At 63.3% G+C, this 24,092-nt stretch carries 20 protein-coding genes; 14 read left to right on the top strand and 6 right to left on the bottom strand.

What is annotated here, in order from left to right; all coding sequences use genetic code 11:
* Positions 1 to 118 precede the first annotated feature (118 nt).
* From J1N02_RS28440 to J1N02_RS28420, 5 genes are read right to left on the bottom strand one after another with little or no spacing between them, the layout of a single operon-like run.
* On the bottom strand, positions 119 to 886 hold the full coding sequence (locus J1N02_RS28440) for an ABC transporter permease (protein ID WP_421148087.1): 768 nt from the start codon (positions 884 to 886) through the stop codon (positions 119 to 121).
* A complete protein-coding gene (locus J1N02_RS28435; protein ID WP_419480476.1) occupies positions 883 to 2,082 on the bottom strand; it encodes an ABC transporter substrate-binding protein in 1,200 nt (399 codons plus the stop codon). Before J1N02_RS28435 ends, J1N02_RS28440 begins: the two co-directional genes overlap by 4 nt.
* Positions 2,069 to 2,872, bottom strand: coding sequence for an ABC transporter ATP-binding protein (locus J1N02_RS28430; protein WP_421148086.1), 804 nt, complete (start codon positions 2,870 to 2,872; stop codon positions 2,069 to 2,071). The genes J1N02_RS28435 and J1N02_RS28430 overlap by 14 nt, the downstream gene beginning before the upstream one ends.
* On the bottom strand, positions 2,869 to 3,930 hold the full coding sequence (locus J1N02_RS28425) for an acyl-CoA dehydrogenase family protein (protein WP_027606728.1): 1,062 nt from the start codon (positions 3,928 to 3,930) through the stop codon (positions 2,869 to 2,871). The genes J1N02_RS28430 and J1N02_RS28425 overlap by 4 nt, the downstream gene beginning before the upstream one ends.
* A gap of 40 nt (positions 3,931 to 3,970) precedes the next feature.
* Entirely contained in the window at positions 3,971 to 4,531 is a 561-nt protein-coding gene (locus J1N02_RS28420) for a carboxymuconolactone decarboxylase family protein (RefSeq protein WP_027606729.1), read from the bottom strand.
* Between the two features lie 101 nt (positions 4,532 to 4,632).
* Between J1N02_RS28420 and J1N02_RS28415 the strand changes: the two genes are divergently transcribed.
* Positions 4,633 to 5,538 (top strand): AraC family transcriptional regulator, encoded by a 906-nt coding sequence (locus J1N02_RS28415; protein ID WP_421148085.1) that lies wholly within the window; start codon positions 4,633 to 4,635, stop codon positions 5,536 to 5,538.
* Here J1N02_RS28415 and J1N02_RS28410 read toward each other — a convergent pair.
* Positions 5,535 to 6,446, bottom strand: a complete 912-nt coding sequence (locus J1N02_RS28410) for a LysR family transcriptional regulator (protein WP_108573002.1) — start codon at positions 6,444 to 6,446, stop codon at positions 5,535 to 5,537. The genes J1N02_RS28415 and J1N02_RS28410 overlap by 4 nt on opposite strands.
* Positions 6,447 to 6,562: 116 nt before the next feature.
* Here J1N02_RS28410 and J1N02_RS28405 point away from each other — a divergent pair, with 116 nt between their 5' ends.
* The 13 genes from J1N02_RS28405 to J1N02_RS28345 all read left to right on the top strand — a co-directional run bounded on the left by J1N02_RS28405 (position 6,563) and on the right by J1N02_RS28345 (position 23,963).
* A complete protein-coding gene (locus J1N02_RS28405; RefSeq protein WP_098479394.1) occupies positions 6,563 to 7,558 on the top strand; it encodes an aldo/keto reductase in 996 nt (331 codons plus the stop codon).
* Positions 7,559 to 7,721: 163 nt separating this feature from the next.
* Entirely contained in the window at positions 7,722 to 9,284 is a 1,563-nt protein-coding gene (locus J1N02_RS28400) for a M91 family zinc metallopeptidase (RefSeq protein ID WP_092357071.1), read from the top strand.
* Positions 9,285 to 9,473: 189 nt separating this feature from the next.
* Positions 9,474 to 11,468 (top strand): methyl-accepting chemotaxis protein, encoded by a 1,995-nt coding sequence (locus J1N02_RS28395; RefSeq protein WP_027606733.1) that lies wholly within the window; start codon positions 9,474 to 9,476, stop codon positions 11,466 to 11,468.
* Between the two features lie 78 nt (positions 11,469 to 11,546).
* Complete coding sequence (locus tag J1N02_RS28390; protein WP_027606734.1) at positions 11,547 to 12,005, top strand: SRPBCC family protein; 459 nt, start codon at positions 11,547 to 11,549, stop codon at positions 12,003 to 12,005.
* A gap of 80 nt (positions 12,006 to 12,085) precedes the next feature.
* Positions 12,086 to 12,532, top strand: a complete 447-nt coding sequence (locus J1N02_RS28385) for a DUF411 domain-containing protein (protein WP_027606735.1) — start codon at positions 12,086 to 12,088, stop codon at positions 12,530 to 12,532.
* 9 nt (positions 12,533 to 12,541) lie between these two features.
* Entirely contained in the window at positions 12,542 to 12,979 is a 438-nt protein-coding gene (locus tag J1N02_RS28380; RefSeq protein WP_027606736.1) for a YqaA family protein, read from the top strand.
* Between the two features lie 44 nt (positions 12,980 to 13,023).
* A complete protein-coding gene (locus tag J1N02_RS28375) occupies positions 13,024 to 14,025 on the top strand; it encodes an alpha/beta fold hydrolase (protein WP_027606737.1) in 1,002 nt (333 codons plus the stop codon).
* 26 nt (positions 14,026 to 14,051) lie between these two features.
* Positions 14,052 to 15,005, top strand: a complete 954-nt coding sequence (locus tag J1N02_RS28370) for a D-2-hydroxyacid dehydrogenase family protein (RefSeq protein WP_421148084.1) — start codon at positions 14,052 to 14,054, stop codon at positions 15,003 to 15,005.
* Positions 15,006 to 15,528: 523 nt separating this feature from the next.
* Positions 15,529 to 17,085, top strand: coding sequence for a glycogen synthase GlgA (gene glgA / locus J1N02_RS28365; RefSeq protein ID WP_074846904.1), 1,557 nt, complete (start codon positions 15,529 to 15,531; stop codon positions 17,083 to 17,085).
* Positions 17,086 to 17,104: 19 nt separating this feature from the next.
* Complete coding sequence (treZ, locus tag J1N02_RS28360) at positions 17,105 to 18,850, top strand: malto-oligosyltrehalose trehalohydrolase (RefSeq protein ID WP_421148083.1); 1,746 nt, start codon at positions 17,105 to 17,107, stop codon at positions 18,848 to 18,850.
* On the top strand, positions 18,847 to 20,931 hold the full coding sequence (gene malQ, locus J1N02_RS28355; protein ID WP_421148082.1) for a 4-alpha-glucanotransferase: 2,085 nt from the start codon (positions 18,847 to 18,849) through the stop codon (positions 20,929 to 20,931). Before treZ ends, malQ begins: the two co-directional genes overlap by 4 nt.
* Positions 20,928 to 23,678 (top strand): malto-oligosyltrehalose synthase, encoded by a 2,751-nt coding sequence (locus J1N02_RS28350; RefSeq protein WP_421148081.1) that lies wholly within the window; start codon positions 20,928 to 20,930, stop codon positions 23,676 to 23,678. The genes malQ and J1N02_RS28350 overlap by 4 nt, the downstream gene beginning before the upstream one ends.
* Positions 23,679 to 23,702: 24 nt before the next feature.
* On the top strand, positions 23,703 to 23,963 hold the full coding sequence (locus J1N02_RS28345; RefSeq protein ID WP_027606743.1) for a DUF2934 domain-containing protein: 261 nt from the start codon (positions 23,703 to 23,705) through the stop codon (positions 23,961 to 23,963).
* Positions 23,964 to 24,092: the final 129 nt, after the last annotated feature.

The raw sequence follows: 24,092 nt of genomic DNA, 5'->3' as shown, positions 1-24,092 counted from the left end.
GGCACATACCCGGCGACGGGGTCGACGGGGTCTTATGTTACAGGTGATGAAAAGCTTTGGCTCCTCCGGTGTGCCGCTCACCCCGACGGCGGTGGGCCGCCGGGCTGAGGCCATGCCGTCACTGGCTCCCCCCATGCACCCAGCGCTGATGCAACCCGCGTGCAAGCGCATCCAGGGCAAACCCCAGCAGCCCGATCAGCAACACCATCGCCATCAGTTCCGAATAGGCCAGGCGATCACGGGTATCCAGGATGTAATAGCCGAGCCCCGCGCTGACCCCAAGCATTTCGCACGGCACCAGCACGATCCACAGGATCCCGATGGCCAGCCGTACGCCGGTCAGCACATGGCCCACCACGCCAGGGATGATCACCCGGCGCAAGGTTTCCCAGCGCGTGGCGCTCAGGCTGCTGCTCAACTGCAGCCAGCGCGGGTCGAGTTGGCGCACGCCGGCGGCGGTGTTGAGCATGATCGGCCACACCGCGGCAAACGCCAGCAGGAAGTAGATCGGTTGGTCCCCTACCCCCATCAGCATCACCACGATGGGCATCCAGGACAGCGGTGAGATCATCCGCAGAAACTGGAAGGCCGGCGTGGTCGCCGCTTCCAGGTTGCGCGAACTGCCCACCAGCAGCCCCAGCGGCACCCCCACCAGCAAGGCCAGGAACAGCCCGACGAAGATACGCTTGAGGCTCACGACAATATGCAGATACAGCTCACCGCGCCCCAGCAATTCCCACAGGCTGCTGAAGGTGGCGGCCAGCGAAAAGCGCGCCGCCAGGCCGCCCCCATCGCCCCACACCTTCACCCCCAGCCACCACAGCAACAATAGGCCGGCCAGGCCACTCAGCCCGAGCGACCAGCCCGGGACTCTGCGGTTGTTCAAACGCCAATCTCCTCGATCCGCTCAAAGCCCTCGGGCAAACCGAAGGTGCCCATGCCGCCCACCGCTTCGATGGCGTTGCGCACAAAGCGGTCATCCACCAGATCCTTGGCGACAAAGGCCGGGTCCAGGTCGGCGAGGAATTTCTTGTCCCCCTCGATCAGCGTGTCCTTCAAGCGTCGCACCAATTCCTCGGTGTAGCTGGGGAATGGATAGGGCTGGAAGTCGATGCGGTGCTCGTCCCAGTCGGCATGCCGGATCGCGCCATCGGCCAGGTAGGCCGCGCGGTCGGCAGCGGCTGGCGCCAGGACTTTGCTCAACACCGGCTCGGCATGTGGCGTGTAGCGGTTCGGGCCGTCCTTGGACAGCAGTTTCACCGCCTCTGCGCGGTTATCACGGGTCCACACCTGGGCCTTGACGATCGCATTCACGACTTTCTGCGACCACTCCGGGCGATTGTTCAGGTCGTGTTCGTGCATGAACACCACGCAGCACGCGTGATTGCGCCACACGTCGCCGGTAAACCGCTGCACACGCCCGACCTTGAGGTTCTCCGCCAGGGCGTTGAACGGCTCGGCGACGATATAGCCGTCGATGCGCTGGCTGGCCAGGGCCGGCGGCATGTCCGAAGGCGGCAGCACGATCAGGTTGACTTCATTGGCGCCGATCGCACTGCCGGCGGCACGCGCCACCGGGGTCAGGCCGTTGTCGCGGAACAGTTGCTGCACCACCACGTTATGGATCGAATACCAGAACGGGATCGCCACCGACTTGCCGCCCAGTTGCTTCACCTCGGTAATACCCGGTGCCACGGTGAGCCCCGAACCGCCCACATGGTTCCACGCCACCACCTTGGCCGGCACCTGGCTGCCATAGCGCGCCCACACGGTCATCGGCGACAGCAGGTGGATCACGTTGACCTGCCCGGAGATAAACGCCTCGATCACCTGCGCCCAACTGCGCAGCAACACCGGGCGCTCGGCCTTGATGCCTTCGGCTTCGAACAGGCCGTTGTTATGCGCCACCAACAAGGGCGTCGCGTCGGTGATCGGCAGGTAGCCGATGCGCACCGGCGCATCCGGCTCGCTGGCGGCGCGGGCCTGCAGGCTGCTCAGCAGCGGCAAGGCGCCGGCGGCACTGAGTACCGCGGAAAGTTTGAGAAAGTCACGGCGCGAGTGGGTCAGGTCATCCAGGCACATGGCTGGGCTCCGGCAGGTCAAGGGTTTGGGGTTGAGGGCGGCTCGCCTGCCGTAGGGTTTTAAGAATCTCGATGCGCAGCGCGCCGATCGCTTCCACCTGTTCTTCCCGCGGTTGCGGCAGGTCGATGCGCCATTCGCCCAGCGTCCGCGCCGGGCGGTTGCCCAGCAGCAGGATGCGGTCGGACAACAGCAGCGCTTCGTCGATGTCATGGGTGATCAACACCGCCGCCGAACCCTGCTCACGGTTGACCTTGAGCAACAGGTGCTGCATATCGGCACGGGTCACTTCATCCAGCGCACCGAAGGGCTCATCCAGCAACAGCACCTGGGGCTGGCGTGCCAGGCAACGGGCCAACGCGGTGCGCTGGGCCATGCCGCCGGACAGCTGCGCCGGAAATTGCTGGCGGGCGTGCTCCAGGCCAACCGCCGCGATGGCGTGGTCGACGCGCCGGCGGCGCTCATCAGCGCCCAGGTGCGGCTGGCGGGCGAAATCCAGGCCGAACGCGACGTTCTTTTCCAGGCTCAACCACGGCAACAGGCTGGGGTCCTGGAACGCTACGGCGACACGTGGATGGGGGCCGCTCAACGGCTCGCCCAACACCTGCACCTTGCCTTCCTGGGGCGTCTGCAAACCGGCGAGCACCCGCAACAGGCTGGACTTGCCGACCCCGCTGGGGCCCAGGATCGACACCACTTCACCGCGCTGCAATTGCAGGTCGAAGCCTTGCAGCACCGGGCCGCCGGCGTACCCCAGGCCAATGCCCCGGGCACTCAATACCACCGGGCTCACAGGTTGGCCTGGCGTTGCAACTCGGTGCGCAATTGCACCAGGCTGGGCGTGACGATCGGCACAAATGCCGACTCCCGCCAGCGCCGCGCAAACCCACTGCCATGGGCCGTGAGGTAAGCCTTGCCGCCACTGGCCTGCAGTTCCAGCTGCACCGCGCTGGCGGCGGTTTCGGCCAGGCCGATGCGCAACTTGAACAGCGCCACCGGCTCGGCGGCGAAGCGCCCGGCGAGCAGGCCATTCTGCAGCTCGGTCACCAGGTGATCCAAGGTCCCGCGCAACCCTTCGAGCTCTTCGCGCAACACCGTGCGGGCCGCGCCCAGGTGATGGGCGACTTCCGCCAGCGAACGCCGGGCCAGGCCGATCGACATACCGCACTGCAAGCCCAGGAACGCCGGGCGCACGGCCGGCAGGAACTTGCGTGCATCCTCATGCAGCAACCACTCGCGACTCAGCTCGACACCTTCCAGGCCCAGGGCTGCGGTGTTGCTCGATTGCAGGCCGAGCAGTTCCAGGTCGCCGGAACGTTGCAGGCCAGCCACCGAATCCGGGATCGCCAGGATAAACGGCGCGCCGCCGCCGGCATGCTCGACCGCCGCCGCCGCGACAAAGCCGTTCTTGCGCAGGTTGGTCACCCAGTGCAGGCGACCGTTGAGGGTCCAGCCGTGATCGGTGGGCTCGGCGCTGATCTGCAGCGTCTCGATGCCCGACAGGAACTTCATGGCATTCGACAAACCGGTGGCCCCCGCCAGCCTGCCGCTGAGCAGGTCCGGCAGCAATTGCTCGCGCAGCCGCTCATTCGGGCTCTGCAGCAAATACTCGATAAACGAGCGCTGGCCCCAGCACACAAACGCCGCCGCCAACGAATGGCTGGCGACATGGGCGATGGCCTCGACAGCGCCGGCCACATCGCCGCCCAGGCCGCCGAAGGCTTTTGGCACACCGATACGCAGTACGTTGGCCTCTGCCAGCCGGGGCAGCACTTCCTGGGGATCGCAACTGCCCACATCCAGGGCCTGCGCTTGAACATCGAGCCAACGGCTCAAGATCGGGTCAAGCATTCATGTTTCTCCTTGTCAAAGCAGCAGGGCCACCCGCCCTTCAGCTGGCCGGTTTTTCCCAACGGTATTGCGCCAGCTCCGGGTTCAGCGGGGTACGGGCAAACACGTTAGCGAAGTTGCACAGGGTTGCCAGGCTCACCCCCAAAATAACTTCCAGGGCCTGGCCTTCGGTATAACCGGCGGCGCGGAACGCGTCAAAACCGGCATCGCTGACATCGCCACGGGTGGCAATGACTTCCCGGGTAAAGGCAGCGAGTGTCTCATACCGGGCATTGGGCAATTCGCCGCGCTGGCGCAGGGCATCGATCACCTCTTCCGGCAGCTTGGCCTTGTTGCGCGCCACGGCGGTGTGGCCGGCGACGCAGAAATCGCAGCCGTGGGTGGTGGCGGCAATCAACTGCACCACTTCGCGATCGGCCAGGCTCAGCTCGGCCTTGGCGTTCAGGCCCGAGACGGTGATGTAGGTTTCCAGCGCCGCCGGGGCATTGGCCAGTACGGCCAGCAGATTGGGGATGAAACCCGAGGCTTTCAGCGCGTTCTCCAGCAACGGCTTGGCGGCGGGTGGCGCGGTTTGCGGGGTGAGCAGCGGTACACGGGACATGGAGCGGTCTCCTGAGGGTTCGTGTATCCAGTCTGTTGGTTATAAGAAATCCTCTCAATAGGCTAAAGTAGCGATTACTTGCTCTTGAGTCTTTCCATTAGATGAATTCTTCCAGTGCCCTTGTCGATTGGTTATTAGACAGCCTCGAACTCAACACCAGCCTGTTCCATGTCGGGCGCTATTGCGGCGATTGGCATGCCAGCACCCACGGCCTGGCGCGCGCGAGTTTCCATCTGATCGTGCAGGGCGAGTGCTGGCTGCATATCGCCGGCGAACCCACGCCCGTCGAGTTGAACAACGGCGACGCGGTGTTCCTGCTCCGTGACCTTGAGTATCGGTTGTCCGGAGCAGCCACGGCGGCCGGCGCGCGGGAGTGTCCGCGACGCCCGATGCTGCCCCTGGACAACGGCGCCAGCGACGGCGTGGGGCTGGTGTGCGGGTTCTTTCACTTCCAGTCGGGCTTGTCGGCGATGATCGTCGATACCCTGCCCGCGTGGATCATCCTGCGGGCCGGCGACCCCTCGCTGACGGCCGCCCGCAACCTGTTCGAGCTGATCCTGCAGGAGTGCCAGCGCGACCCGGCGCCTTCCGCGGCCTTGCTCGAGCGCCTGTGCCACCTGTTGTTCCTGTATGTACTGCGCCAGCAAGTGCTGGATAACCACGCACTCGGTGGCCTCGCCGCACTGGGGCGCCAGCCGGCGTTCGCGAACCTGCTGGAACACTTGATCGCCCGCCCGGCAGACGCCTGGACTCTGGAAAGCATGGCGGCCTGCACCGGCTTGTCGCGCTCGGCGTTTTTCAAGCGCTTCACTGAATTGTGCGGGCAGTCGCCCGGTCAGGTGCTGCTGATGATGCGCATGCGCCACGCCTGCCAATTGTTCAAGCAGGACCAGACCGTCGCGGATGTCGCAGTGGCGGTGGGTTATCAGTCCGTGGCGGCGTTTACCCGCGCCTTCCACAAAGTGACCGGGCAGCAACCCGGCGCTTACCGCAAGGCCCAGGCCTAGCGGTGCAAACCGGTGCCCGGCTGTCGGCACAGCTCAACCAGCCAGTCCACGAACACCCTCACCCGCTGTGACAACTGGCGATGGGGCGGATACAGCGCCGTCAGCGCCATTGTCGGCACGGGCAACTGCGCCAGCACGGGCACCAGGCGGCCCTCGGCCAGTTGCCGCATCGCATGATAGTGCGGCGCCTGAATCAGGCCGTAGCCGGCTTCGCACGCAGCGAAATAACCATCGGAGCTGTTGACCGCCACGCGCTTGGGCAACTGGATCGAGTGCACGGCGTTGTCGACCAGGAACTCCAGGCCGAACCGCTTGCCGCTGGCCGTGGAGACATACTCGACCATCTGGTGATTGGCCAGGTCGTCGAGGCCCGCCGGTATGCCCATGCGCTCCAGGTACCCGGGGCTCGCCAGGGTCAGCTGGTCCATCATTGCCAAAGGCCTGGCCACCAGCGACTCATCCAGCGCCGGACCGCCGCGCAGCACGCAATCCACACCTTCGCGGATCAGGTCCACCGGGCGGTCGTTCAGGCCGATGTCCAATTCGATCTGCGGATAGCGCGCGGTGAACGCCGGCAACGCGGGAATCACAATCAGGCGCCCGATCCCCGAGGGCATATCCACGCTCAGGGTGCCGCGTGGGTTCTGGCGGCGGGTGGAGAACACCGCCTCGGTTTCCTCCAGGTCGGTGAGCAACTGTACGCAACGCTGGTAATACGCCGCGCCGTCCAGGGTCGGGCTGACCTGGCGCGTGGTGCGCTGCAGCAACTGCACGCCCAGGTGCGCCTCCAGTTGCTTGATCAGGATGGTCACCGACGCGCGCGGCAGTTGCAGGCTGTCGGCGGCCTTGGCAAATCCGCCCAACTCGACAATCCGGGTAAACACCCGCATGGCGTTAAAACGATCCAAGGGCCGACTCCAGGAGGATTATTTAGAAATTACCAATAGTGATAGTGCTTTTAGCCGGTTTATCCCGGTTTTGTCGAGGGTAACAATGGCGCCCTACCTCATCAGGAGCTGTACCCATGCACACTCGTCAACTCGGTAAGAACGGTCCCCACGTCAGTGCCATCGGCCTCGGCTGCATGGGCATGAGTGATTTCTACGCCCCCGGCACCGACACCTCGGAGGCCACTGCCACGCTGCATCGCGCCTTGGAGTTGGGCGTCAATTTCCTTGATACCGCCGATATGTACGGCCCCCACACCAATGAGCAACTGATCGGCAAAGCCATTGCCGGCAAACGTGACCAGGTGTTCCTGGCGAGCAAGTTCGGCATTGTGCGTGACCCGGCCAATCCGGCGGTGCGTGGAGTGAACGGTCGCCCCGAGTACATTCGCGATGCCATCAACGGCACCTTGCAGCGCCTGGGCGTGGACACCCTGGACCTGTACTACCAGCACCGAATCGACCCGCAGGTGGCCATCGAAGAAACCGTCGGAGCCATGGCCGACTTGGTGCAGCAAGGCAAGGTGCGTTACCTGGGGCTGAGCGAGGCATCCGCCGCCACGCTGGAGCGCGCCCATAAGGTGCACCCGATCAGCGCCCTGCAAAGCGAATATTCCCTGTGGAGCCGCGACCAGGAAAGCAACGGCTGCCTCGCGGCCTGCCAACGCCTGGGCATCGCGTTTGTGCCTTACAGCCCGCTGGGCCGAGGCTTTCTGACGGGCGCCCTGAAAAGCCCGGCGGATTTCGATGCCGATGACTACCGTCGCACCAACCCACGCTTCCAGGGCGAGAACTTCGCGAAGAACCTGCAACTGGTCAAGCAGGTTCAAACCCTCGCAGCCGACAAAGGCGTCACCGCCGGGCAACTGGCGCTGGCGTGGGTGTTGGCACAAGGCGACTTCATTATTCCGATTCCTGGCACCAAGCAGCGCAAGTACCTGCAGGAGAACGTGGAGGCCGTGTCGATCCGCCTCGGCGCGGCTGAACTGGCGGCACTGGAGAGGATCTTTCCGGCCGATGCAAGTGCCGGCCTGCGCTATCCCGCAGAGGTGATGGCCATGCTGGATATCTGACGGCCAAGCTCAAGGGGCACCCGGTTTGCGGTGCTCCGACGCCAACACGTTTAGCACTAAAGCCCCTCCGGGGGCGGGGAACCTTCTCAGTCGGAGTTCCACGTAATAGCAACCCTGATACGTAATCAGGGTGCCCTTACACGCCACCCCAGAGGACATACCGATGTTATCTGCACTTGCCCACTCCTTGACATCCGGACTCTACGCCCAACTCCCCCGGCCTTTCGCTGAAACAAACGTTTCGCACTTCACCCCTCCCACCGACCTGACGCCAGGCATCGTGAACCGCCGCACCCACACGCTGCTTGTAGACGGTGACACCAAAATCAGCAGGGTCGTTGACTGGGACCCATCTGACCCCGAAAAACCGGAGATCCTGACCAGTTATCTGCACCTGCAAACCGGTAATGCCGCCGACCGTATCCACGTGCGCAGTTGGTCGGTGGACAAGCTGCAGATCTTCATCAACGATAAACCGCATTTAGTCGATATCAATACAAACGAAAGAAGCGAGCACGAGCTATTCATCGAAAGCCACGGCGGTGACGACACGGTCATCATCGACGATGACGTCAAGCTTCGCGTGAGCGTGCAAGGCGGCGACGGCAACGATTATCTCCAGGCGGGCGGAGGTCGCAGCAGGCTTTTCGGAGGGGCTGGCAACGATATCCTGCAGTTGGGCAGCGGACTGGGTTATGCCGAGGGCAACGACGGCGATGACACAATCATGGGAGGTCCCGGCAATGGCGTAATGTACGGCAATAAAGGCAAGGACCTGCTCATTGCAGGCTTTGGCCCCTCCACCAGGCAGACCTATCTGGACGGTGGCGACGACAACGATGTACTTCTCTCAGGCAGCGGACATACCGTTGCACATGGGGGCAATGGCGACGACGTCCTTGCAGGGTACGAGCGCACGACCTTCTACACCGGCAAAGGAAACGACACTATCTGGAACAACCAGCGCAAGGATCTTATCTACGCCAAGGCCACGGATGGTTTCGACCGCACCAGGGGTTCGACTTTCACCGAAGTGAAGCCAAGCAATGCCGGCAACCTGGGATTCAGTGTAGAAACTCCCCCTCAGACCCCGGAGGAGGACGCACAGGCTTTCAAGCAGCGCGTCGCCGACGATTTTGAATTTCTGCGCAGTTCACCCATAGGGCAACAAGCACTCAAACAAATGGATGAGCTCGCGGTAACAAATGGCGGCAAGGTCACCATTGAGCCAATCGGGAACGGCGGTACCGACTACATTCCTGGCGGTAGTGAACTGGATGAATTGACGCCCGAGGAGCGCGAAAGCGCAGAAGCCGGAACCTACGGGCATATCACGGATGGCGTTCCCGGTTTCCGCGTCACTCGCGGCATCATTCGCTATGAACCGCCATCTATTATCGAAAACGCCGAGCGTACCAATACAATGGTGCCCGTAACCGGTCTCGCCCATGAGATAAACCAAGCCTACACCTACGCAACCGGTACATCCGAGCATGGGTACACCCGCGAAGAGCCGGGGGAGGAAGGCCTTGTCGAGAACAACAAACGTCAAGTCATCGGTTTACCCTACGTTGAAGAACCTTCTCAGGACGGCACCCCTCCCTCGACATCAGCGCGTGTAACCAATCCGAAACACTTCACTGAGAACGCCCTGAATGCAGAAATGGGCAAACCCTTGAGGCAGTCCTACTTATGGACACCCAGCCCTCAAGGTCGCGGGAACTAATGCAGCGCCGGCAGGCCAGGCATTGATTCGATAAGCGGTAATCCCCATGGCGAGGCAGCTGCTGGCCTCGCCATGTTAAAAACCTGATTTGGCCCCCCCGTACCTAAAGCTCTTCCTCGCCAAGCCGATAGCCCTACGAAGCTCCAAAACAGCCGCGTCGATAATAAACGCTTCGTAAGGACGACCCCCATGCCCCCACTGCGCTCCATCCAAGCTCGCTATACCCTGTTCCTGGTGCTGTTCGTCCTGGTGTTGTTCGTGTTGACGGTCGTCGGCATCGGCCAACTGGTCGCGCCCACGCTGCGCCATACCGAGGAACAGGTGGTGCTCAACCGCATCAGTGAGGTGGCCGAGCAGATCCAGGGCGAACTCAACAAGGTTCAGTCCCAGCAACGCACCATCACCCAGACCATTCCCCTGCTCGACAGCGATGCCATCGACAAGGTCCTGCCCGGCCTGGTCGACCAATATGGTGAGCTGAAGGTCTTCGGCGGCGGTATCTGGCCGCTGCCCAACCAGCGCACGCCGGGGCGCAACAAGCACAGCACCTTCTGGCACCGCGATGCCTCGGGCAAGCTGGCAGTGAACACCTTCTGGAACAGCGATCCTGCCCCCAACTATTACGACCAGAGCTGGTACAAGGGCGGACTCGCGTCGCCACGTGGCCAATGTGCCTGGGCCGCGGCCTACAAGGACGACGCCAGCCAGGAGCCGCGCACCAACTGCGCCATGGCGATCCAGCGTGACGGCGCGGCGTACGGCGTGGCCACCATCGACGTGACCCTGGGTTTCTTCAACGAACTGGTAGCCAGCAAGGAAAAGGACATCGGCGGGCAAATGCTGATCGTCGAAGGCGATGGCAAGATCATCAGCAACAGCACGCGCCTGAGCAGCCCGGTGGTGTTGAAGAACATCAGTGAACTGACCGGGACCTCGGCCTTTGCCGCCCAGGTCAGCAAGGCCCTGGCCCATCGCGACCAGGCCTTGCAGCGCAACGAGTTCGACAACCAGGGCGTGGCCAGTACCTTCTACATGCGCCCCATCGAAGGCACGCCGTGGTTCCTCGCCACCGCCCTGCCCACCTCGCTGATCACCGCCCAGCGCGATGACGTACTCGGCAGCCTGGCCCTGTTGCAGATCCCCATGGTGTTGCTGCTGGTGCTGCTGGCGGTGTATGCGATCCGCCAATTGGTGCAGCGCATGAAAATCCTGAAGACCAACATCGACGCACTGTCCACCGGCGATGCCGACCTGACGCGGCGCATCACCATCCGCGCCGAAGACGAACTGGGCGCCATCGGCCATTCGGTGAACCGCTTTATCGTCTACCTGCAAGACATGATCGGCGAAGTGACCCAGGCCACTGGCGCCATGTCATCGGGCCTTGAGCAATTGCAGCAAACCTCGGCGCACACCAACAGCATCCTGGTGCGCCACGCCTCGGAGACCGACCAGACCGTTACCGCCATCACCGAGATGAGTTCCACCGCCGATACGGTGGCGCAGAACGCGGCGCAAACCGCTTCGTTCACCCAGCGCGCCAACGAACACGCCGACCGCTCCCGCGTGGTGGTGGGTGAAGCGTCCACCAGCGTCAGTGCGCTGATCGGCGAAGTCGCCAGTGCCACTCACACCGTCGAGAACATGCGCCAGGACGCCGCGCGCATCACCGAAACCCTCGGCGTGATCGGCGCGATTGCCGGCCAGACCAACCTGCTGGCCCTCAACGCCGCGATTGAAGCCGCGCGGGCCGGCGAGCAGGGTCGTGGTTTTGCGGTGGTGGCCGACGAAGTCCGCGCCCTGGCGGCGCGTACCCAGGCCAGCACTTCGCAGATCAATGAAATGCTCGCACGCCTGACCACCGGTGTCAGTTCGTCGGTGGCGGCCATGGAAAACACCCAGGCCAGCTGCCAGTCGGCGGCGGATGCCACGGCACGGGTGAACACCGGGCTCGACGAGATGGCCGGTTCGGTCAGCCATATCAATGACCTCAGCACCCAGATCGCCACCGCTGCCGAGCAGCAAAGCGCGGTGACCGAGGAGATCAACCGCAGCATGGTGCATATCCGACATATGGTCGAAGAGCTGGTGCAAAGCGGCCATGCCACGCAAACCAATACACAAAGCCTGCTGGACGCCAATGGCCGGGTGATTGCGTTGATGGGCCGGTTCAAGGTGCGCTGATAAATGGCTGAAACACTCCCGTGCAATGTGCGGGAGTGGGACTATTCTGACAGTTCACAGCCACACAGGAGGTGTGCCATGCGCGCTGTCGAGCAGTCGGTCCGCTTGGAACGGATCAGTCAGGAACGTTTTATCCAGGCCCCTATCGATGCCGTCTACGACTATGTGACCCAACCGGATCGCTGGCACGAATGGCACCCCACCTCCCTCGGTGCCGACACCGGCACCAGCGGCCCCCTCCCCGCCGGCGCACGTTTTACCGAAATGATCGACCTGCTCGGAGTACGCGTGCCCATGAGCTACCGCGTACAGATCGCCCGGCGTCCCGACGAGTTCAAGACAGTGTTCACCTCACTGGCCGTCGACGGTTCGATCCATTACTTTTTGCAGCCCTTTCGCGACGGCACCCTGTTCAAGCGCGTGCTGACCTATGAAACCGAATTGCAGTTGGCCAGCCTCCATGAACGCATGATCGAGCTGTCGGCGATTGCACTGGACCGGCTCAAGCAACGGATGGAAAACTCGCTCTCCGTATAATTTTGAAACATTAACCCGACGTCCCACGGATAAAAGCAGGGAGAATGCCCGGCTTACTGCCCGTATTGGACGAGACCCCAATGAAAACCCCATTGCGATTGGCCCTGCTTTCAGCGCTGTTCACCACCACCCTGGCCCAGGCCGCCGACCTGATCCCCATCGATGTGCACCGCGACGCCCATTGTGGCTGCTGCAAAAAGTGGATCAGCCACCTGGAAAGCAACGGCTTCAAGGTCAATGACCATGTCGAAGCCGACATGAGCGCGGTCAAGCAGCGGCTGGGCGTGGCCCCGCGCCTGGGCTCGTGCCATACCGCCGTGATCGACGGCAAGTTCGTCGAAGGCCATGTGCCCGCCGAGCAGGTACTGGCCTTGCGCAAGCGCGACGACCTGCAGGGTATCGCCGCACCGGGCATGCCCATGGGTTCGCCCGGCATGGAAATGGACGGCCATGCCGAGGCCTATCAAGTCATCGGCCTGACCCGCGACGGCCAGGATGTGGTGGTGGCGGACTACCCGGCGCACTGATCGGTGCCGATGGGTTACCTGGGGCTGTTTCTCGCCGCATTTGGCGCGGCGACGTTACTGCCCCTGCAATCGGAAGCGGTGCTGGTCGGCCTGTTGATCAGCGGGCATTACAGCCTGTGGCTGCTGCTGGGTATCGCCACCCTGGGCAACGTCCTCGGCTCGCTGGTCAATTGGTGGCTGGGGCGCTGGGTGGAGCACTTCAAGCAGCGTCGCTGGTTTCCGGTCAGCGACAAGCAGCTGGAAAAGGCCCGCCATCATTACCAGCGCTGGGGGCATTGGACGCTGCTGCTCAGTTGGCTGCCGGTCATTGGCGACCCGCTGACGTTGGTGGCCGGGGTGATGCGTGAGCCGTTGTGGCGGTTCCTGCTGCTGGTGACCCTGGCCAAGGGCCTGCGATACGCGGTGCTCGCCGCCGTGACCTTGCAGTGGGTGTTAATCCCCCGTTAATCCCCCGCAAACAGCATCCGAGCACCCTGTTCGGAGCCCCGCCCATGCCTCTATCCCGTGCCTTTTGCATCGCCGGCCTGCTGACGGCCAGCATCGCCCCGGCGTTCGCCGCCAGCTATGGCCCTGAGCTGCAAGGCTTCCAATACCCCTATCCCCTCGAACATTTCCAATTCCAATCCCAAGGTAAATCCCTGCAAATGGGCTACATGGACGTGCCGGCCAAGGGGCAACCCAACGGTCGCAGCGTAGTGCTGATGCATGGCAAGAACTTTTGCGGCGCCACCTGGGAAAGCACGATCAAGGCCTTGAGCGACGCCGGTTACCGGGTGATTGCACCGGACCAGATCGGCTTCTGCAGTTCCAGCAAGCCCGACCACTACCAGTACAGCTTCCAGCAATTGGCCCTCAACACCCACCAACTGCTGGAAAAACTCGGCATTCAGAAGGCCACGCTGCTCGGCCATTCCACCGGCGGCATGCTCGCCACCCGTTATGCGCTGATGTACCCCGAGCAGACCGAGCAGCTCGGGCTGGTCAATCCCATCGGCCTGGAAGACTGGAAAGCCCTGGGCGTGCCCACGCTCAGCGTCGACCAATGGTATGCGCGGGAGCAGAAAGTCAGTGCCGAGGGGATTCGCAAGTACCAACTCAATACCTATTACGTCGGACGCTGGAAGCCGGAGTACGAGCGCTGGGTCGACATGTACGCCGGCCTGAGCAATGGCCCAGGGCATACGCTGGTCGCATGGAACTCGGCATTGATTTACGACATGATCTTCACCCAACCGGTGTACTACGAGTTCAAGCATCTGCAGATGCCTACCCTGTTGCTGATCGGGACCGCCGACACCACCGCCATTGGCAAAGACATTGCGCCGCCGGCGGTCAAGGCCAGGATCGGCAACTACGCGGTATTGGGCAAGCAAGTGGCCAAGCTGATTCCCCACGCCACACTGGTGGAGTTTCCAGGCCTGGGCCATGCGCCGCAGATGGAAGAGCCGGCGAAGTTTCACCAGGCGCTGTTGCAGGGCTTGAACGCCCTTTAATCCAACTATTTTCGAGGCACGCGTGCATGTCGGTACAGATCGCAGTCATTGATGATTGGCAGAATGTCGCCCGTGGTGTGGTGGATTGGTCGCCGCTGGCGGCCGTGGGGCGGGTGCACTTCCTGCACGACTATCCGGCCGATACCGCCACGATGATTGAGCGTTTGAAGGGGTTCGCGGTCATTTGCGTCATGCGTGAACGCTCGACCTTCGACAAAGCCCTGTTGCAGGGTTTGCCCAACCTCAAGTTGCTGGTGACCGGCGGCATGCGCAATGCCGCCATCGACATCGCCGCCGCCAAGGCCCTGGGCATCCAGGTGTGCGGCACCGACAGCTACAAGCAGGCGGCGCCGGAGCTGACCTGGGCGCTGATCATGGCGTCTACCCGCAATCTGCTGGCCGAGGCTAACTCATTGCGCGCGGGTGGCTGGCAGGTGGGACTGGGCGGCGACCTGAATGGCAAGACCCTGGGCATTCTCGGCCTGGGCAGTATTGGCCAGAGGGTCGCGCAGTTTGCCCAGGTATTCGGCATGCGGGTGATTGCCTGGAGTGAAAACCTCACGCCGGAGCGCGCCGTGCAGGCCGGGGCGACCTGGGTCAGCAAGCGCGAGCTGTTTGAGCAGGCCGACATTCTCACGATTCATTTGGTACTCAGCGACCGCAGCCGTGGCCTGGTCGACGCCGAGGCATTGAGTTGGATGAAGCCGACGGCCCGGTTGGTGAATACCGCGCGCGGGCCGATTGTGGATGAGCAGGCGCTGGCGCAGGCACTGACCACTGGTCGCCTGGCGGGCGCGGCGCTGGATGTGTACGCCGAAGAGCCGCTGCCGGTGGATCACCCGTTTCGCCACTTGCCCAACGTACTCGCCACGCCCCATGTGGGCTACGTGAGTGAGCAAAACTACCGGCAGTTCTACGAGCAGATGATTGAAGATATCCAGGCCTGGGCCAAGGGCGCGCCCATTCGGGTGCTTGGCTGACGCACCAATCAGGTGCGACCCGCACTAAGGGTGTGAGCTTAATCTTCGTGGTGAGCAGGCTTGCCCTGCGCTGGGGCGCGAAGCGGCCCTGAAAACCCGCAACGGGGTGGCAGGCCGCCAAATTGTTTGGGAGCGCTTCGCACTCCAGCGCAGGGCAAGCCTGCTCACTACAACCTTTCGCCGTCCTCAATTGCATATGGTTACAAGTTTTTTGTCCTACAAAATTCCCGCACAAACCCTACAGGCTCTGGAATCTGTCCTAGACTGATGACCGATGGGTCCCTTCCAAAACAAAAACCCCGCAAAAAATCTAAACTTTCGAACTCTGCCGTAGGTCCAGTTTTAAGGTAGGGCGAGTGCACGCGGTTCACACCCGATGCCCGTCCATCCAATCTATTTAAGCCGACCGTGCAACTGGCATAAGCCTTGCCAGCTTGTATAGCGCTTGTGCGCCTGGCCGCAGGATGCGGTCTTCGGAGCTAGTGGCAGCGGGCCATTAGCCAACCAACATTGGGAGAGAACTATGATCAGTGCCGCTGTAGATACTCAGGGAGAGCGTTTTAGTAAGGCGGCAGAGGGGCCAACGTCACTGGCCGACCTGCCCAACACTGTGCGGCCGATCGTGAGTAATAATCCCAATCGCAAGAAGGTATTGTTCGTCACCTCCGAGTTCGCCGACCTGGTGAAAACCGGTGGCCTGGGCGACGTGTCCGCGGCCCTGCCCCGCGCCATGGCCCATTTGCACGATGTGCGCGTCCTCATCCCCGGTTACCCGCAGGTGATGGAAAGCGACAACCCGATCCATATCATCGGTGAGCTGGGTGGCCACGCCGCGCTGCCGCCGTGCAAGATCGGGCGCATGGACCTCAAGGACGGGCTGGTCATCTATGTGCTGATCTGCCCCGAGCTCTACGAGCGCGAAGGCACGCCCTACGGCGCCAACAACGGCCGCGACTGGCCGGACAACCATATTCGCTTCGCCCGCCTGGGCCTGGCTGCCGCCGACATGGCCGCCAACCTGGCCCAGATCCACTGGTGCCCGGACCTGGTGCACGCCCACGACTGGCCCGCCGGCCTGGCACCCGCCTATATGCACTGGCGTGGGTCACGCACGCCGACCTTGTTCACCATTCATAACCTCGCCTATCAAGGCGTGGTCAGCCTGGCCTCGACGCCGGAGCTGGGTATCCCGCCCCACGCGCTGCAGCAGGAAGGCATGGAGTTCTACGGCAAGATGTCGTTCCTCAAGGCCGGCATGGCGTACTCCAGCCATATCACCACCGTGAGTGCGACCTACGCCCAGGAAATCACCACCCCGGAATTCGGCTGCGGCCTCGACGGCTTCCTTGCCGCCAAGACCCAGCAGGGCCTGCTCAGTGGCATCCCCAATGGCATCGATGAAAGCTGGGAAACCTCCACCGACACGCACCTGACCCACAACTTCAATATCGGTGACTGGGAAGGCAAGGCCATCAACGCCGACCACGTGCGCGAGCTGTTCGGCCTGCATGACTCCACCGGCCCACTGTTCGCGGTGGTCTCGCGCCTGGTCTACCAGAAAGGCCTCGACCTCACCGAAGCGGTGGCGAGCTTTATCGTCGAGAACGGCGGGCAGATCGCCATTATCGGGCGCGGCGAGCCGGAAGAAGAACAGGCCATGCGTGAACTGGCGCTGCGCTTCCCGGGCCAGGTCGGTGTGCGCATCGGCTTCAACGAGACCGACGCGCGGCGCATGTTCGCCGGCAGCGACTTCCTGCTGATGCCATCGCGCTACGAACCCTGCGGCCTGAGCCAGATGTATGCCCAGCGCTTCGGCTCACTGCCCGTGGCTCGCAACACCGGCGGGCTGGCGGACACCATCGAGAATGGCGTCACCGGCTTCCTATTCAATGAATCCACCGTAGAAAGCTACGAAGAAGCCCTGAGCCGCGCGTTCCGGGTCTTCGCCAATAAAGGCCTGCTCAACGCCATGCGCAGCCGCGCCATGACCCAACCCTTCAACTGGTGCCAGGCGGTGGAACCCTACGCCGAGCTGTATGAACAACTGGTGGCCAAGGCCTTGGGGAAATCGACTAAATAATCAAGGGAGGTCTTCATAGATGCCGTTACGGACTTTGGAAACCTGGCCCCACGGCGCAATCATGCTGGACGCGCAACACACGCGTTTTGCCTTGTGGGCGCCAGACGCGTTTTATGTCAGCGTTGAATTGGAAAACGGTAAATCCATCGCCATGCTGCCCCAGGCAGATGGCTGGTTCGAGACTGAAGTGAAATGCCCGGCGGGCACGCGCTATCGCTACAACATCGATGGGGAAATGGACGTTCCCGACCCCGCGTCCCGGGCCCAGGCCTCGGACGTGCATGGCTGGAGCCTGGTGGTCGACCCGCTCGCCTACACCTGGCGTCACGCCAACTGGCAAGGCCGCCCCTGGCACGAAGCCGTGATCTACGAATTGCACGTCGGCGCGATGGGGGGCTACACCGAAGTCGAAAAGCACCTGCCACGCCTGGCCGAGCTGGGCGTCACCGCGATTGAATTGATGCCACTGGCGCAATTTCCCGGTGAGCGCAATTGGGGTTACGACGGTGTACTGCCCTACGCACCGCAGTCTTCCTACGGCTCGCCCGAGCAACTCAAGCACCTGGTCGACAGCGCCCACGAACACGGCCTCGCCGTGATTCTCGACGTGGTCTACAACCACTTCGGCCCTGACGGCAATTACCTGGGCCAGTATGCCAAGGGCTTCTTCCAGGAAGACGTGCACACCCCATGGGGCGCCGGGATCGACTTCGAGCGCCGTGAGGTGCGGAATTTCTTCCTCGATAACGCGCTGATGTGGCTGCTTGAGTACCGCTTCGACGGCCTGCGCCTGGACGCGGTGCACGCCATCGACAACCCCGGTTTCCTCCAGGAACTCGCGCATCGGGTACGCCAGCAGGTGGATACCGGTCGGCAGGTGTGGCTGGTGCTGGAAAACGAGCTGAACCAGGCCAGCCTGCTCAAGGAGGATTTCGACGCGCAATGGAATGATGACTTCCATAACGTGCTGCACGTGTTGCTGACCGGCGAGACCGATGCCTATTACAGCGACTTTGCCCAGGATCCCACCACCAAACTCGCCCGTTGCCTGGGCGAAGGGTTTATCTACCAGGGCCACACCACCCGCCATGGCCACGAGCGCGGCGAACCGAGCGCTGACTTGCCGCCCACGGCCTTCGTCGCGTTCCTGCAGAACCACGACCAGATAGGCAACCGCGCCCTGGGCGAGCGCCTGCACCAGCTCTGCTCGCCCCAGGCGCTCAAGGCTGCAACCGTCCTGCTGCTGTTGTCGCCGATGATTCCGCTGATGTTCATGGGGGATGAGGCGAACGCGAGCGAGCCGTTCCTGTTTTTTACCGACCACCACGGTGAACTGGCTGAAGCGGTACGCGAAGGCCGACGCAATGAATTTGCCGACTTCGCCGCGTTCCATGACCCCGAGCGCCGTGAACGCATCCCGGATCCCAACGCACTGTCGACATTCGCGCAATCGGCCCCGGTGATCGCCGACACCCCACACGCCGAGCTCTACCGCCAACTGCTGGGCCTGCGCCATCGCCATATCGTGCCGCACCTGCCTGGCGCCGTGGCATTGGGCGCGCAGGTGCTGGCCTACGCCGCCGTCAGTGCGCGCTGGCGCCTGGGCAACGGCAGCCTGTTGCAGATCGACCTGAACCTGAGCGCCACGCCGCTGGATCACCCGGCCACCGCGCCGGTCCTGTTCGAAACGCCGGCCCTGCAAGGTGCGCAACTGCCGCCCTTCAGCGCCCGCGTCACTTTATCCCCTGTTGGAGAGCACCCTTGAGCGAAGCGAACCTGGAAATCCTCGCCAGCCGCGCGGGCCTGGCCGTCGATTGGATCGACGCAAACGGCCGCCCGCAACGAGTGACACCCGACGCCCTGCGCGCGGTTCTCAAAGGCCTGGGCCACCCGGCCGACAACGATGCCGACATCAACGCCAGCCTGCTTGAATTGGAGCGGGTGCAACAAGACAAGCACCTGCCGCCCCTGATGACCGTCGACAGCGGCGAAGGCCTCGACCTGGCGCGCTACTTCGAACCCGACACCCTGTGCCGGGTCAACCTCGAAGACGGCGAAAGCCTGGAACTGCGCCTCGACGGCGATGCCGTGCTTCCCGGGGTTATCGCCCTGGGCTACCACCAGGTGCAGATCGACAACCAGAGCTTTACCCTGGCGGTCGCGCCCACCCATTGCTACAGCGTGGCCGAAGCGGTGGACAACCGCCCCGCCCGCGCCTGGGGCCTGAGCGCCCAGCTGTATTCACTGCGCCGCCTGGGCGATGGCGGTTTCGGCGACACCCTGGCCCTGGAACACCTGGTCCGTTCCGCCGCCGAACGCGGCGCCGATGCCCTGGCGATCAGCCCGATGCACGCGATGTTCAGCGCCGATACCGAGCGCTACAGCCCGTACTCGCCGTCCAGCCGCCTGTTCCTCAACAGCCTGTATGCCTCGCCCGCCTGCATTCTCGGCGAACGTGAGGTGCGCAATGCGATTGAAGCCCTTGGCCTGGAAGAAGAGCTGCGCGCGCTGGAACAGCACAGCCTGATCGACTGGCCGGCCGCTGCGCGAGCCAAACAGCGGCTGTTGCGCGTTCTGTATGAAGACTTCCGTCACGGCCATCACCCGCAGCATGCCGACTTCCTGAGCTTTCGCCAGGCCGGTGGCGAGGCGCTGGAAAACCATTGTCGCTTCGAAGCCGTGCAGGCAGTGCGCGCCACTGCAGGCGAGGACCTTGACTGGCGCCACTGGCCTGAAGAGTGGCGCTCGCCGCAAAGCCCTGCGCTGGTTGCGTTCGCCGAAGAGCACCACGCCGAGATCGGCTTCTACGCCTTTGGCCAATGGCTGATCGCCCGTTGCCTGGAGCGCGCCCAACAAGCCGCCAAAGGCAGCGGCATGGGCGTCGGCTTGATCGCTGACCTGGCCGTCGGTGCCGACGGCGGTGGCAGCCAGGCCTGGAGCCGCCAGGATGAGTTGCTGGCCGACCTGACCGTGGGCGCGCCACCCGACATCCTGAACCGTGCCGGCCAGGGCTGGGGCATTTCCGCGTTCTCGCCCGAAGGTCTCAAGCGCAACGGTTTCCGCGCGTTTATCGAGATGCTGCGGGCCAACTTCGCCCATGCCGGCGGCTTGCGCATCGACCATGTAATGGGCCTGCAACGCCTGTGGGTGATCCCCATGGACGCCTCGCCGCGTGAGGGCGCTTACCTGTATTACCCGGTGGACGACCTGTTGCGCCTGCTGGCGCTGGAATCCCACCGCCACCAGGCGATCGTGCTCGGTGAAGACCTCGGCACAGTGCCCGATGGGCTGCGCGAAAAACTCATCGCCCGCTCGATCCTCGGCATGCGCGTGCTGTTGTTCGAACAGGGCCACGATGGCCAGTTCAAGCCGATCCTCGACTGGCCGGACAACGCCCTGGCCACCACCAGCACCCACGACTTGCCGACCCTCAACGGTTGGTGGCACAGCCGCGATATCGACTGGAACGTCCAGTTGGGCCTGATCGATGCGCCCACCGTGGAGCAATGGAGCGAGCACCGCCTGCGTGAACGCCAGGCGCTGCGCCAGGCCTTGAGCCAGGACCCGCAGAACTTCGTCGATGAGATCCGCAATGAAACCGACCATATGATCGACGCCAGCGTGCGCTACCTCGGCCACACCCGTGCGCCGCTGGTGCTGTTGCCGCTGGAAGATGCCCTGGGCCTGGAAGAACAGGCCAACCTGCCCGGCACCACCGACACCCACCCCAATTGGCGCCGCCGTCTGCCGGGCGAGGCCTCCAGCCTGCTCGACAACGCCGGTGCCGCGCGCCGCCTTGAACTGCTGGCCGTCGCGCGCAACCAAGCCTACGAGCGTGACCGATGAAAGCCCTGCCCCTGCGCGCTACCCAGCGCCTGCAATTCCACAAAGGTTTTACCCTGGACGATGCTGTGCCGCTGGTGCCGTACTTCGCCCGGCTCGGCATCAGCCATCTATATGCCTCGCCACTGCTGAGTGCCCGCGCCGGCTCGATGCACGGCTACGATGTGGTCGACCCCACCAGCGTCAATCCCGAGCTGGGTGGCGAAGCCGCCTTGCGCCGGTTGGTCGCGGCCCTGCGCGAGCACGATATGGGGCTGATCCTCGATATCGTCTCCAATCATATGGCCGTGGGCGGCGCTGACAACCCTTGGTGGCTGGACCTTTTGGAATGGGGCCGGCTGAGTCCCTACAGCGAATTCTTCGATATCCAGTGGCACTCCCCCGACCCGCTGCTCAAGGGCCAATTGCTCATGCCCTTTCTCGGCAGCGACTACGGCGAAGCCTTGCAGAGCGGCACGCTGACGCTGCATTTCGATGCCGCCCACGGCGCGTTTCATGTTGAGCATTACGAACACCGCTTCCCGATCTGCCCACGGGATTACGCGGCGATCCTCGGCACCGACGAGCTGCTCAAACCCCTGGCCGACCGCTTCAGCGCCCTGGCCTATCAGGATGACGCCTACGCCGAAGCCGCCTGGCTCAAGCAGGCATTGGCCGAGCGCGCCACCGAAGTCCTCGAGCTTATCGAACGCCGGCTGACCGAGTTCGACGGACGCACGCCCGAGGGCTTCAAGCGCCTGCACCAGTTGCTCGAGCAACAGGCCTACCGCCTGGCCAGCTGGCGCACGGCGGCGGACGATATCAACTGGCGGCGCTTCTTCGACGTCAACGAACTGGGCGGGCTGCGCGTGGAGCGCACCGCAGTGTTCGAAGCCACCCACGGCAAGATCTTCGAATTGATCAGCGAAGGCCTGGTGGATGGTCTGCGCATCGACCACATCGACGGCCTGGCCGACCCGCGCGGTTACTGCCGCAAGCTGCGCCGTCGGGTGGATACGCTGTCGCCCGAGCGGCACTTGCCGATCTTCGTCGAAAAAATCCTCGGCGAGGGGGAAACCCTTCGCGAAGACTGGCAAGTGGACGGCACCACCGGCTACGAATTCATGAACCAACTGTCGCTGCTGCAACACCATCCCGAGGGCTTTGCGCCGCTGGCGGACTTATGGACGCGCCACAGCGAACGGCCCTCGGCGTTTATCGAAGAGGCGCGGCTGGCCCGCCAGCAAATCCTCAACGGCTCCCTGGGCGGCGACTTTGAAAGCGTGGCCCAGGCCCTGTTGCAAGTGGCCCGCGACGACGTGATGACCCGCGACCTGACCCTCGGCGCGATCCGTCGCGCATTGCAGGAACTGATCGTGCACTTCCCGGTATACCGCACCTATATCAGTGCCCGTGGTCGCAGCGCAGATGACGACAAGGTGTTCCAGCAGGCCATGGACGGCGCCCGCACGACCCTTGGCGAGGGCGACTGGCCGGTGCTCGAGCATCTGGAAAATTGGCTCGGCGGCCAACCCTGGCGCAATCGCCCGGTGGGCCGCGAGCGCAAGATGCTCAAGCATGCCTGTGTGCGCTTCCAGCAACTGACCTCGCCGGCAGCGGCCAAGGCCGTGGAAGACACCGCGTTCTACCGCTCGGCCGTGCTGCTGTCGCGCAACGATGTGGGCTTCAGTACGGAGCAGTTCAGCGCGCCGTTGGCCGAGTTTCATGCCATCAACCAACAGCGCTTGCAGGCCTTCCCTGACAACCTGCTGGCCACCGCCACCCATGACCACAAGCGCGGCGAAGACACCCGGGCGCGCCTGGCTGTGCTCAGCGAGTGTGCGCCGTGGTACGTCGAGCAGGTGGAGCATTGGCGTACCCTGGCGGCGCCGTTGCGCGACGACGCGACCACACCGTCGGCCGGCGACGAGCTGATCCTGTATCAGGTATTGCTGGGCAGTTGGCCGCTGGACCAGGCCGAGGACTTCGAGGGCTATCACCAGCGCCTGTGGCAGTGGCAACAAAAAGCCCTGCGCGAAGCCAAGTTGCAGAGCAGCTGGAGCGCGCCCAATGAGGCCTATGAACAGGGTGTCGAGGCTTTTCTCACCCGCCTGCTGCTCACGGAGGAAGGTCGGCCCCTGCGCAGCGCGATCAATAACGCCGCCCAGGCCATCGCCCCCGCCGGCGCACTGAATGGGCTGGCGCAAACCTTGCTTCGCCTTACCGTGCCGGGTGTGCCGGACCTGTACCAGGGCGATGAGTTCTGGGACTTCAGCCTGGTGGACCCGGACAACCGTCGCCCGGTGGATTTCACCGCGCGGCAACAGGCACTCAATACCCCGCCGGATATCGGCGAACTGTTGTTCAACTGGCGTGACGGGCGTATCAAGCAAACCTTGATTGCCCAGGTACTGGCCTTGCGCAAGGCCCATCCGCAGGTGTTCCGCAGCGGCCGCTATACAGCGTTGGAAGTGGTCGGCCAACACGCCGAGCGGGTGGTCGCATTCTGCCGCGAACACCAGGGCAAACGCGTGCTGGTGGTGGTGCCACGCTGGTCCCATGAGCTGCTTGAAAACGGTGTGCGTCCCCAGATCAATGCGCGGGTTTGGGGCGATACACGGGTGAAATTACCGTTCGCCGCACCAACGCAAAACTGGAAGGGACTTTTTCATACAGGCGCAGTCACACCAGACAAGGAGCTGTTGATCAGCACTGCCCTGGGGGATTTCCCGGTCAATGTCTTTATCAATCCTGATGATCAAGAAAGCTGAAAATTTTCTGTGAGGAGCATTGTGATGAGTACTGAAGACAAACGCATACGCGAACTGGCGCATCAGATCTGGGAGTCTGAAGGCAAACCCCACGGGGAAGACGCGCGCCACTGGGAGATGGCGCGCAAACTGGCCGAAGCCGAAGCGCTGACGCCGAGCAAACCCAAGCCCGCCGCCAAGCCCAAGACCGCCCCCAAGCCTGCGGCGAAAGCCAAGCCAGCCGCGAGCAAGCCGGCGCCGCCGGCGGCCAAGAAGCCACCCGCGCCGAAAAAGCCCAAGGCTTAACGCGCACGGCGCCATCGACCTTTTGCCGGCGCGGTCGGCAAAAGGTGATTTCACTCTTCTTATCATCCGCTGAAAACTCGTCAGCACGGCCGCGTTCGGCCCGAAAAAACAGCCTTGCAGGAGCAACTC

The sequence above is a fragment of the Pseudomonas sp. NFX5 genome (genome assembly GCF_049132125.1).
Lineage (GTDB): Bacteria > Pseudomonadota > Gammaproteobacteria > Pseudomonadales > Pseudomonadaceae > Aquipseudomonas > Aquipseudomonas marginalis.
Note: the sequence above shows the minus strand (reverse complement) of the source record. Positions and strands in the feature narration are given on the sequence as shown.